Raw genomic sequence first — 12072 nt, forward strand, 5'->3', positions numbered from 1 at the left:
ATTGCGCGCGGATCGTCTTTCCGGATCGCACAGTTTGTTGTTTTATTAATTTTTTAGCATAAATAGTGTAACAATTTGTGACGACGCAAGTTGTGAAAAGGAATGTATGAACCTCTCGTAAGCATCCCACTGAAGCTGGTTTGCTTTGGCTGATGGCCGTTTGCACCGATCTTGCGCAGAAAATCGCCAAAGGCAGCGGAAATGCGCACCGTCGCAGGCTTCCCACACCAAATTTTCCGTCACGGAGCTGAAATATAACTGCGCTATCGTCGCTCGCAGTTACGTAGCAAACACCCAGCACACCAGAGGAAAGCATGAATAAGAATATGATGAAAGCCATCCCGGCGGCGTTGTTCCTGGCCGGCCTGGCAGCCTGCAGCGGCTCCGGCAGCAGCAGCAACCTGACGCAGACACCGGTCAGCGCGCAAGACGCGCTGGCGACAGCGACCCCGATCAAACACGTCGTGGTCATTTTCGGCGAGAACATCTCGTTCGACCATTACTTCGGCACTTACCCTAACGCCACCAACCCGACGGGCGAACCGGCATTCACCGCCGCCAGCGGCACGCCAACCGTGGCCGGTCTGACGCCAGCCCTGCTGACCGCCAATCCGAACTCGACCAACACTGCCAACGGCACCGGCGCGGCCAACCCGTTCCGCCTGGACCGTTCGCAAGCGCTGACCGCCGACCAGAACCACGGCTACACCGCAGAACAGAACGCCTACAACGGAGGCGCCATGGACCTGTTCCCGAAAAATACCGGCACCGCTTCGAGCGGCACCGGCACCGGTCCGTTCTATACCAAGGGCCTGGTGATGGGTTACTACGACGGCAATACCGTCACGGCCCTGTGGAACTATGCCCAGCATTTCGCCATGAGCGACAACTCCTTCGATACCCAGTTCGGACCATCGACCCCTGGCGCGCTTAATCTGATTTCCGGCCAGACCAACGGCGTGACGCAAGTGGTCGGCACCAATAGCACGGCATTGATTGCCGATGGCCAGGGCGGCAAAACGATGATCAGCGATATCGATCCGTCCGCGGATACCTGTTCCTCGACGACCAGCACCAGCACCATGAGCGGCAAGAACATCGGCGATTTGCTGAATGCGAAAAACGTCAGCTGGGGCTGGTTTGAAGGCGGTTTCGACCTGACTGCAACCAACGCAAACGGCACCACCGGCTGCGCCCGCAGTTCATTTTCGACAGTGCTGAACGGCTACACAGCCGACTACATTCCGCATCACCAGCCATTCCAGTACTACGCGTCGACAGCCAACCCGAAACATGTCCGCCCTAGTTCGGTGGCGGTAATCGGCACCAGCAATGACGGCGGCGCCAACCACCAGTACGACACCAACGACTTCTTCACTGCGGTCGCTGCCGGCAATTTCCCTTCGGTCAGCTTCCTCAAGGCCCAGGGTTACCAGGATGGCCACGCAGGCTATTCAAACCCGTTGGATGAGCAAGCGTTTATCACCAAGGTGGTCAACTTCTTGCAACAGCAGCCAGACTGGGCCAATACCGTCGTGATCATGGCGTATGACGATTCCGACGGCTGGTACGACCACGTCAGCAAGATCGTCAATGGCTCGACTTCGACAGCCGACACCTTGAACGGCGCCAGCACTTGCGGCAGCGGCACGCCATTGAATGGCATCAACGGCACGCCGGTGCAAGGCCGTTGCGGTTATGGTCCACGTTTGCCGCTGGTGGTGGTTTCGCCATATGCAAAAGCCAATTTCGTCGACCATACCGTGACCGACCAGTCTTCGGTACTGCGCTTCGTTGAAGACAACTGGCTCGGTGGCGCCCGTATCGGCCAAGGCTCGTTCGACGCTATCGCCGGTTCGATCCAGAACATGTTCGACTTCACCAACGGCGGCAGCACACCGAAGCTGAATCTCAATACCTCTACCGGCTTGCCAATGTAAGCAGCCAGGCGGATAACGCCTGTTTCAAGCCATAGTCTGCGGCGGTGCTGTGCTTTTTGCGCAGCGCCGCCGACACTTTTTTATAGCTGCGCAGATATTCCTCAATTTGCCGCTTACCATAGCTTTGATGAAACGCTACCCCACTTTATTGTTAGCAGCTCCCAGCCTGTTGCTGGCATTGGCCGGCTGCGACCGCGCCACGCCATCTGCGTCGGCGACGACTGCCTCTCCTCCTGTAATGGTGCCCGTAGCTCCCGTGGCTCCCACCTACCAGGCTGCCCCCGGCGTCGCTCATCCGGTTACGTTAAGCGCAGTCGCCCAGCTCGGCAAAAAGATTTTCTTCGACCCCTCCTTGTCCGGCTCCGGAAAACTGGCTTGCGCTTCCTGCCACAGCCCAGACCATGCCTACGCGCCGCCGAATAACCTGGCGGTGCAGCTGGGCGGCCCCAAGCTTGATCGCCAGGGTTTGCGCGCCGTGCCTTCGCTGCGCTATCTGGAACACACGCCGACTTTCACCATCGGCCCCAACAAATCGATGCCGGATAGCGACGCTGTCGATGCGGCGCCAGCCACAACGACCGACATCAAGGTTGCCGCTGTGGCCAAGAGCACCCAGCCTGATGCCGCGTTGCTGGCGGCAGAAGCCAATGTACCGATGGGCGGCCTGGATTGGGACGGCCGCGCCGACACCTTGCAGAACCAGGCACAAGGGCCGTTCCTCGACCCGAATGAAATGGACAACAAGAGCGCCGCAGCACTGCTGGAAAAATTGCGGCGAGCGCCGTATGCGGAAGATTTGCGCAAACTGTTCGGCGCCAATGTGTTCGATAACTCTGGCCTGGCGCTGAGCGAAGCCTTGTTTGCCCTCGGGCGCTTCCAGATGGAAGATCCGAGCTTTCATCCCTATGACAGCAAATATGATTACTATCTGGCAGGCCAGGCCAGGCTGAGCGCGGAAGAAAGCCGCGGCCTCAAGCTGTTCGACGGTCCCAAAAAGGGCAATTGCGCCTCCTGTCATATCGACAAGCCCTCACGCGACGGCATGTTTCCGCCGGCGTTTACCGATTACCAGTTCGAAGCGCTGGCCGGTCCGCGCAACAAGGACTTGCTGGCCAATCGTGATCCGAAGCACTACGACCTCGGCTTGTGCGGTCCCATGCGCAGCAACTACAAGAAGCAAGCGTCCTACTGTGGCTTGTTCAAGACCCCGACGCTACGTAACAGCGCCACGCGCGGCGCTTTGTTCCATAACGGCGTGTTCAAGAACCTCGACGATCTGCTGCATTTTTACGTGGAACGCGAAACCGACCCCGGCAAATGGTATCCGAAGCGCAAGGACGGCAGCATCGACAAGTACGACGACCTGCCGCCGCAATACAAGAAAAATGTCGATGTCGTGGATGCGCCATTCGACCGCAAGCACGGCGATGCGCCTGCGTTGAATGCGGATGAAATCAAGGACATGGTGGCGTTTCTGAAAACCTTGAATGACGGTTACCAGCCCGGTGCAGAGCAAAGCGTCAACTCTAAATAAGGCAATATGCAATAATTCCCGCACTATTTTTGGCAGTTTGTTTCATCAGATCAGCTAGTCGGCGGACACCATGAGTACAGACACAGCACGCGCCAGAGCCTTGGAGCTGGCCGAATTCCTTGCCCCTCTGGGACAAATTACGGTATCCCGTTTTTTCGGCGGCGCCGGGTTGAGTATCGACAAGCTGCAATTTGCCTTTGTCATCAAGGGTACGCTGTATCTGCGTGTGGATGAACGAAGTCGCCCAGCGTTCGAGGCGCGCGGCTGTCAGCCATTCCGTTACGCTACCAAGGAAAAAACGGTGACAGTGGGCAGCTACTATGAAGTGCCGGCCGAGATTGCAGACGAGCCGGATGCCTTGCTGGATTGGGTCAGCCGCTTGCGCCGAGGCGCCTTGAGCTGAGCCAGCGCGGTTAGCTCGTTTCCTGCCTGGCTGCACGCGACTCGGCTGGCACCAGCGTAGCCATGGGATCGGGCCAGCCGGTATTGAAACGGAGACGTCCGCCGACAATACGCACCCGCAACTGGCGGTACTTCATGAGGTAATGCAATCCAACCATCGCCGCCGCAAAGCCGGACAGCGCGCCGACGCCCAATGCCCAGCGCGGGCCGAAGGTATCGGCGACCCAGCCGATCACCGGCGCGCCGAGGGGTGTACCGCCCAAGGCCACCGCAAGCAAGATCGCCATTACCCGTCCACGCATGGCCGGCTCGGTCGACAGCTGCACCGCGCCATTGGCGGTAGTGGTGAAGGTTTGCGCAGCCACGCCGATGATCACCAGGGCGACGGCAAACAACCCGTAGCTGGGCATCAATGCCGCCAGCGTCACTCCGCCGCCAAAGACCGCCGCTCCCGCCAGCAAAAAAGCCATGCGCGGCTTCTCGCGCCGCGCAGCCAGCAGCGCGCCGGTCACCGATCCCAGCGCCATGATCGACGACAGGAAACCGTATTGATGCGCGCCCGCATGGAACACGCTGACCGACATGGTTGAAATAAAAATCGGAAAATTAAGGCCGAAGGTGCCGATCAGGAAAAACATCAGCAGGATCGCCTTCAAGTCAGGCCGCTGCCAGATATAGCGAAAACCAGCAACCAGGCTGCCACGGACCGGCGCCGCCCTGGCCCGCAGATGGAGTTCGCCGATGCGTAGCATGCTGAGTGACGCCAGCACTGCGGCAAACGAGGCCGCATTGATCAGGAACACCCAGCCGGCGCCAACCACAGCGATCAGAACGCCTGCGATGGCCGGACCGATCATGCGTGCGGCATTGAATGAAGTGGAATTCAATGCCACCGCATTCGACAGATCGCTTTCTGCCACCAGCTCCGAAACGAAGGTCTGGCGCACCGGTGCATCGAAGGCGGTGACGCAGCCCAGCAAAAGCGCAAACAGATATACCTCCCATAGCCGGACTACGCCGGCGACAGTCAGGATGCCCAGCCCCAAAGCCAATGCGCCCATCGCGGCCTGCGTGACAATCAGTAGTTTGCGACGGTCGAAGTGATCTGCGGCGAAACCGGTCAACGGCAGCAGCAATGCCTGCGGGCCGAACTGCAATGCCATGACGATACCCACCGCAGTCGCATTATTGTGCGTCAGCTGGGTCAGGACGATCCAGTCTTGCGCGGTGCGCTGCATCCAGGTACCGACATTGGACACCAGCGCGCCGCCAGCCCACAGCCGGTAATTGAACCCGTTCAGCGAGCGAAAAGTACCGGTCATCATGGCGCTGGCTTGGCGTTAATCCGGATCGCCGGCGCGTTCATGCGCGGCTGCGGTCCAGCAGCGCGATGATCTCCTGGGTGCTGCCGGTTTCGCCCAGCCGCGGGAAAATCCGCGTGATGCTGTTAACGTGGGCATCGAGGTTAAGATCGGTCATGGCGTCAATCGCCAGTGTGACGTGGAAGCCCAGTTCTTGCGCCTGCCGCGCGGTCGACTCGACGCCGATGCTGGTAGCGACACCTGCAATAACGACCTGAGTCACGCCGAGTTGTTTGAGATGCTGGTCGAGGCCGGTGTTGGTGAATGCGCCCCAGGTCTTCTTGCTGACGGTATGGTCTTGCGGTTGCTGGTTCACTTCTGGCACCAGTTCGGCCCAGTTGGCCGGCAGCGCGCCGTTGTTGCGCACTTGTTCGTTTCGCCCTGGCGCAGCGCCGGTGACAGTCACCAACACTACCGGCGCACTATGCCGGCGGAACGCCTCCGCCAGTTCGCTGGCATGCTGCACCACCGGCTGGACCGGATGGACGATAGGCAAAGCGAGAATGCCTTGCTGCAAATCGATAAGGATCAACGCGGTGTTCGGATCAAGAATGGTGACTGCCATGAGATTCTCCTTCAGGTACGTGGATTGCGCGCCGGATAACGGCTGCAATAGATAATGTGCGCTAGGCTTCGGCCAGGCGCTTCAGCAATTCGACGCTGGCCGCGAGCTGTTCCAGTTCCGCCGTTGCAAATTTTGTGCGGATGGCGCGGAACAGCCAGTCCTCTCGCGCCGCCCGGCCGACCCTGAACATTTCGCGGCAATCTTCGGTCAGCGACAAAATGGTTTGGCGACCGTCGGCCGGGTCGGCCGCTCCGCTCACCAGCCCCGCTGCTTCCAGCGTCGCCACGGTGGCGCCCATCGATTGCGGCCGGACGCCTTCCGCACGCGCCAGCGTGGTGACCGTTGCGGGACCGTCGCGCTCCAGCCGGAGCAATACCGACTTCTGCGAGCCTGTGAAATCTCCCGCATGGCTCTGTTCGCGCAGCCGCCGGCTCAACTGGCCGAGCAGGACGCGCAACTCTCCGGCCATGACGGCTGCGCGCGTGGCTTCGGGATTGTTTGCTTGTTCTTGAGTGGTCATGGTTTTAACGTGCGGGCTCGGTGAATGTCCCCACTTTAGCAGATACAAAGGAAAACTTGGTAGTTTTCCTTTGTATATTTATGTATAGGGCACGACAATTTCATCATTTGCATTTTCGCCATTTAACATGGCAGACACTTGGTATAAGGTAGTTCTATCGACTACACAGATGGGCAATGACGCGCGCCGAGAAGCGGTGACCTGCTTGACCATGTATGCTCATGCCATCACCATCGACATCAATTAAAGGAATCAGCCGATATGCCGAGCAACCAGGAAAAACCCTCAAAATTCGTCTGGTACGACGTCATGACCAGCGACACCAAGGCCGCTGAAACCTTCTATCGCAGCGTAGTCGGCTGGAATATGCAGGACGCCGGCATGGACGGCCCCGCTTACACCGTACTTTCGGCCGGAGCCATCATGGTCGGCGGCCTTATGGCAATTCCGGAAGAAGCCAGCGCCATGGGCGCCAAACCTTGCTGGATGGGTTATATCGCGGTCAGCGATGTCGATGACTACGCGGCCCGTGTAACTAAAGCAGGCGGATCTATCCGCCGCCCGCCGACAGACATTCCCGGCGTCGGCCGCTTTGCCGTGGCAGCGGATCCGCACGGAGCCGGTTTCTTTCTCTTCAAAGGCAATAGCGATGCCCAGCCAGCGCCAGCAGCACCCGACGCGCCTGGCCATATCGGCTGGCACGAATTGCATGCCGGCGATCAGGAAAGCGCCTTCGCCTTCTACGCGGGCCTGTTCGGCTGGAGCAAGGAAGAAGCGATCGACATGGGGCCAATGGGCGCGTACCAGACTTTCTCCACCGGCGGCCCGGCGGTTGGCGGCATGATGACCAAGATGCCAGACATGCCTGCGCCGTGCTGGCTCTATTACATTAATGTCGCGAGCATCGACGCCGCCGTGGAGCGCGTCAACGAAGGCGGCGGCAAGATCATCATGGGGCCGCACCAGGTTCCCGGCGGCAGCTGGATCGTCCAGGGCTTCGATCCGCAGGGCGCCATGTTTTCGCTGGTGTCGGCAAAGCGCTAGCGCCATTTGTGAATTTGTAAGACGAGGTATATGGATATGCGAATCCATTATTTGCGGCAACTGCCCTGAAGCGAGTGTAATGTTGTTTTTGGCAAGCGCAGCCTGCAACAGCCATGCACCCGTTTCGTTACCAAAGCCATCTTATGTCTATTGTCATTGATGCACCAAGCCCGGCCGTCGCTTCCTCTCAAGAGTTCGAGATCAAGCCTGTCCGCGGCCCGCTGGGCGCAGAAATCACCGGCCTGGATCTCAACATGCCGCTGTCCGGAACAGAACTGGCGCGCATCCGCTCGGCCCTGGTCAAGTATGGCCTGCTGGTATTTCGCGAACAGCGCATTACGCCGGAGCAGCACATCGCGTTCAGTCGCTGCTTTGGATCGCTGCAAGTCCATGTGCTGAACCACTTTCACCTGCACGGCCACCCCGAGATTCTGATCGTTTCCAATGTCGTCGAAAACGGCAAGCCGATTGGCCTGGTGGATGCAGGCGCCGACTGGCATTCTGACCTGTCGTACATGCCCAAGCCCAGCCTTGGCTCGTTGCTGCATGCGCAGGAATTACCTGCTGAACAAGGCGATACGCTGTTCGCCAATATGTTCAATGCCTATGACACGTTGCCCGCCGATGTCAAGCAACTACTGGAAGGCCGGCGTGCGGTCCACTCCTACGTTTACCGCTATCGCCGCTTGCAAAAATTATCCCCTTGGCGCGCCGACCTGACGCAAAAGCAGATCGACGAAGTGCCCGAGGTCGAACATCCGGTGATTCGCGTGCATCCTGAAAGCGGTCGCAAGGCGCTGTTTGTCAGCGAGGGTTTTACGTCGCACATCATCGGCTTGCCCAAGGATGAAAGCGATGCCTTGCTGCGCTTCCTGCATGAACACACGATTCGTCCCGAGAACGTCTACCGCCACCAATGGCGTGCGCGTGACATGGTGTTTTGGGATAATCGCAGCACAGTCCACTACGCTGCCATCACACCGCAGCATCTGCGCCGTACCCTTTACCGGACCACCGTCGAAGGCGACGTGCCGGCCTGAAAATCCGTGCGGATAAATAGTTTTTTCTCAATAACTGATTCTCGGCTAAGCGCCGTGACGCCGCTACTGGACAAGAAACCGATAGCGCAGCGTGGATTCGAACCGGCCTGGCGCATCTCTCTAGAGCGCGTTTCCTGCGTCATCGACTAGAATGTCGAGAGCGTCAATCTCCCACCGCGCATCACTGAACACAAAGCCAAGCATGTCAAACATTTTTCCCTCCCCCAATCCTGGCCGGCTCCGCATTTTTATCCGGTCCCTGGCGGCGCTGCTCGACGAGCGGCCGCCCGAAGCCCGTCTCCTACACGAAGGCGGTGCACTGCTGCAACAACTGATCGCAGTGGACGACTGGCTGCCGGATGTCTATACACAGGCCCAACCCGAGCGTTACCAGCAATATCTGCTGCACGCCGATTCGGCTGAACGTTTTTCGATTGTCAGTTTCGTCTGGGGGCCGGGACAGACGACACCCATCCATGATCATACGGTATGGGGCCTGATCGGCATGTTGCGCGGAGCCGAATATTCGCAAGCCTACAAATCGTCTGCCGATGGCCGCTTGCGGCCGGATGGAGAGCCGGTCAAGCTGTTGCCGGGCACGGTTGAGGCGGTATCGCCGACCGTCGGCGATATCCATCAGGTACGCAATGCATTTGCGGATAACGTATCGGTCAGCATCCATGTTTATGGCGCCAACATCGGCGCGGTAAAACGTTCGGTGTATGGTGAGGATGGCAGCCGCAAATCCTTTATTTCCGGCTACTCCAACTCCCATCTGCCGAACATCTGGGACCGTTCCATCGAACTGAAAAACCAATGACCACCACCATCGACAAAGAAATAGCTACTTCCTTCGCCACCCTCTCCGTCACGCAAATCCGCGCTGCACTATTGGCCCGCAAGGAACTGGCTTTGCTGGATGTACGCGAAGAGGCGCCATTTGCAGAAGCGCATCCGCTGTTTGCCGCCAACCTGCCGCTGGGGCGGATTGAACTGGAAACCCACGCTAGGATCCCGCGCCGCGACACTCTCATCGTCGTCTATGACGATGGCGAAGGCTTAGCGTTGCCAGCCGCGCAGCGTTTGCTGCAACTCGGCTATAGCGCCGTACATTTACTTGAAGGCGGCTTGCAAGGCTGGCGCGATGCCGGTGGCGAGATTTTCCGCGACGTCAACGCGCCCAGCAAAGCCTTTGGAGAACTGGTTGAATCGCAACGTCATACGCCTTCTTTGTCGGCGCCTGAAGTCAAAGCTTTATTAGATGCCAAGGCAGACGTGGTGGTGCTCGATGCGCGCCGCTTCGAGGAATACAACACAATGAGCATCCCCGGCGGGATCAGCGTGCCCGGCGCCGAACTGGTGTTGCGGGTACGCGCGCTGGCCCCACGCCCGGAAACCCGGGTGATCGTCAATTGCGCCGGGCGCACGCGCAGCATCATCGGCAGCCAGTCGCTGATTAACGCCGGCATTCCGAATCCAGTCAGCGCCCTGCGCAATGGCACGATAGGCTGGACCTTAGCCGGACAGCAACTGGAACACGGGAAAACGCAGCGATTCTCAGATCACGTGCACGCCGAGACAGGATCTGAACAGCATATCCAGGCAGTAGCGTCCGCCAGGCAAGTCGCAGATCGCGCGAAAGTCGGCCGGGCCGATCTCGCGGCATCAGCGCGCTGGCAGCAAGAGACCGGCCGCACTACCTATTGCCTTGACGTACGCACGCCGGAGGAATATATAGCTGGCCATTTGCCTGGCTTCAGCTCCGCACCCGGCGGTCAGCTGGTACAAGAAACAGATCACGTGGCGCCAGTGCGCGGCGGCCGCATCGTGCTAGCTGACGATGATGGTGTCCGCGCCAACATGAGCGCCTCATGGCTGGCGCAGATGGGTTGGGAAGTCCATGTGCTGGACGGATTGCAGAAGGCAGATTTCAGTGAGGCCGGCTTGCCACGGCAGGCATTGCCGCCAGCCCCGCCGTTCGAATCGGTGGCCGCCGCTCAGCTTGCTGAATGGTTAAAGGATAACGACCCTAACAGCGCCGGCACCGTGCTGCTCGACTTCACCAGCAGCGCCAACTACGTCAAACAGCACATTCCCGGCGCTCGCTTTACACTGCGTTCGCAACTGGCCTCGGCTCTACAACAAACGCCATCCGCGCAACGTTATGTCTTGACCTGTGGCAGTAGCCTGCTGGCGGGTTATGCCGCAGGCGACCTGAAACAGTTGACCGAGCGTCCTGTCTTTGTACTAGCAGGCGGCACGGCAGCATGGATTGCCGCCGGATTGCCGCTGGAATCCGGAGAAACCGCGTTGGCGTCGCCCCGTATCGACCGCTATCGCCGGCCATATGAAGGCACCGACAATCCGGTCGCCGCGATGCAAGCCTACCTGGACTGGGAATACGGCCTGGTAGCCCAATTGGCCGCGGACGGCACGCACGGTTTCTTCGTGATTTGACTGATTGGACTACCCGCGGAAATAGCGCGCCGGCGTGAACGGCATGGCGGCGACCTCGACCGGCACCGCCTTGCCACGCACCATGGCATGTAATGGCGTGCCGATTTTGGCGAACGCCGCCTCGACATACCCCATCGCCACCGGCTTATCCAGCGTTGGCCCGAAGCCGCCACTGGTGACCTTGCCGATCACCTTGCCGTCGGCATCCACCAGTTCCGCACCTTCGCGTACCGGCATGCGTTCCAGCGGTAACAACCCGACCCGCTTGCGGCTCGCACCCTGCGCCAGATGCTGTTCGATTTGCGCTGCGCCCGGATAGCCGCCAGCGCGTGCACCGTCCGCGCGCCGCACCTTTGACAAGGCCCAAGTCAGACTGGCTTCAACCGGCGTGGTCGACACATCCATATCGTGACCATACAGGCACAGGCCCGCTTCCAGGCGCAGAGAATCGCGCGCGCCGAGACCGATAGGTGCCACTTCCGGCTGCGCCAACAGCAAGCGCGCCAGCTTTTCAGCCTGGGCGTTTGGTACGGAAATCTCGAACCCATCTTCGCCGGTATAGCCGGAACGGCTGATGAAGCATTCGGCATCGGCCAGCGTTACTTTGCCGGTTTGCATGAAGACCATTTTTGCAGGGTTATTTGCAGATTCAGGCGCCAGACGCGCCAGCACTGCTGCCGCAGCCGGGCCCTGCAAAGCCAATAACGAGCGGTCGGTCAGCTCTTCAATCTCGCAACGGCCAGCCAGGTGCTGGCGCAAATGCGCGGTGTCTTGCTGCTTGCAAGCGGCGTTCACCACCAGGAACAGATGATCGCCGCCGTTGCTGACCATCAGGTCATCCAGGATACCGCCTTGTGGATTGGTAAATACGGCGTAACGCTGGCGGTTGGCTGGCAGGTCGACGATATCGACCGGCACCAGCGATTCCAGCGCCGCCGCGGCATCCGGCCCGCTCAGGCGCAGCTGGCCCATGTGCGAAACGTCGAACAGCCCGGCTTCGGCGCGGGTGTGTTTATGTTCCTTGAGAATGCCGCTCGGGTATTGCAGCGGCATGTCGTAGCCGGCAAACGGCACCATCTTGGCGCCGAGTTCCAGATGCAAATCATAAAGCGCGGTGCGAGCCGAGGCTGCCGCGCTGCTGGTATCACTCATGAGAAATTGTCCTTTTGATGGTGGTACGCGCCGTGTAGTACGGTCCGTATCGTACGG

General features: G+C 59.5%; 11 protein-coding genes. 7 read left to right on the forward strand and 4 right to left on the reverse strand.

The genetic code is table 11. The features are described 5' to 3' along the window. Positions 1-314: 314 nt before the first annotated feature. The 3 genes from LT85_RS12910 (at position 315) to LT85_RS12920 (ending at position 3877) form a co-directional block, all read left to right on the forward strand. Complete coding sequence (locus LT85_RS12910; protein WP_052135138.1) at positions 315-1940, forward strand: phospholipase C; 1626 nt, start codon at positions 315-317, stop codon at positions 1938-1940. Positions 1941-2067: 127 nt separating this feature from the next. Further along, positions 2068-3474 carry a cytochrome-c peroxidase gene (locus LT85_RS12915; protein ID WP_052135139.1) on the forward strand — a complete coding sequence of 469 codons (1407 nt, stop codon included), beginning with the start codon at positions 2068-2070 and terminating at the stop codon, positions 3472-3474. Between the two features lie 70 nt (positions 3475-3544). Continuing rightward, complete coding sequence (locus LT85_RS12920) at positions 3545-3877, forward strand: TfoX/Sxy family protein (RefSeq protein WP_052135140.1); 333 nt, start codon at positions 3545-3547, stop codon at positions 3875-3877. A 10-nt stretch (positions 3878-3887) separates the two neighbouring features. Here the strand turns inward: LT85_RS12920 and LT85_RS12925 are convergent, their stop codons facing one another. From LT85_RS12925 to LT85_RS12935, 3 genes are all read right to left on the reverse strand, one after another. Then, positions 3888-5198: an MFS transporter gene (locus LT85_RS12925; protein WP_038496095.1), complete on the reverse strand. Its 1311-nt coding sequence runs from the start codon at positions 5196-5198 to the stop codon at positions 3888-3890. A gap of 40 nt (positions 5199-5238) precedes the next feature. Beyond that, positions 5239-5802, reverse strand: coding sequence for an isochorismatase family protein (locus LT85_RS12930; protein WP_038489329.1), 564 nt, complete (start codon positions 5800-5802; stop codon positions 5239-5241). Positions 5803-5863: 61 nt separating this feature from the next. Further along, on the reverse strand, positions 5864-6322 hold the full coding sequence (locus tag LT85_RS12935; RefSeq protein ID WP_038489331.1) for a MarR family winged helix-turn-helix transcriptional regulator: 459 nt from the start codon (positions 6320-6322) through the stop codon (positions 5864-5866). A 261-nt stretch (positions 6323-6583) separates the two neighbouring features. Here LT85_RS12935 and LT85_RS12940 point away from each other — a divergent pair, with 261 nt between their 5' ends. From LT85_RS12940 to LT85_RS12955, 4 genes are all read left to right on the forward strand, one after another. Continuing rightward, entirely contained in the window at positions 6584-7366 is a 783-nt protein-coding gene (locus LT85_RS12940) for a VOC family protein (RefSeq protein ID WP_038489333.1), read from the forward strand. Between the two features lie 143 nt (positions 7367-7509). Next, positions 7510-8406 carry a TauD/TfdA dioxygenase family protein gene (locus LT85_RS12945; RefSeq protein WP_052135141.1) on the forward strand — a complete coding sequence of 299 codons (897 nt, stop codon included), beginning with the start codon at positions 7510-7512 and terminating at the stop codon, positions 8404-8406. Positions 8407-8608: 202 nt separating this feature from the next. Then, positions 8609-9226, forward strand: coding sequence for a cysteine dioxygenase (locus LT85_RS12950; protein WP_038489335.1), 618 nt, complete (start codon positions 8609-8611; stop codon positions 9224-9226). Next, entirely contained in the window at positions 9223-10863 is a 1641-nt protein-coding gene (locus LT85_RS12955) for a rhodanese-related sulfurtransferase (RefSeq protein ID WP_052135142.1), read from the forward strand. The genes LT85_RS12950 and LT85_RS12955 overlap by 4 nt, the downstream gene beginning before the upstream one ends. Before the next feature lie 9 nt (positions 10864-10872). On the opposite strand, the gene gcvT is transcribed toward LT85_RS12955, so the two are convergent. After that, positions 10873-12015, reverse strand: a complete 1143-nt coding sequence (gene gcvT / locus LT85_RS12960) for a glycine cleavage system aminomethyltransferase GcvT (protein WP_038489336.1) — start codon at positions 12013-12015, stop codon at positions 10873-10875. Positions 12016-12072 lie beyond the last annotated feature (57 nt).

Origin of the sequence: Collimonas arenae, assembly GCF_000786695.1 — a bacterium.
GTDB classification, from domain to species: Bacteria; Pseudomonadota; Gammaproteobacteria; order Burkholderiales; family Burkholderiaceae_D; genus Collimonas; species Collimonas arenae_A.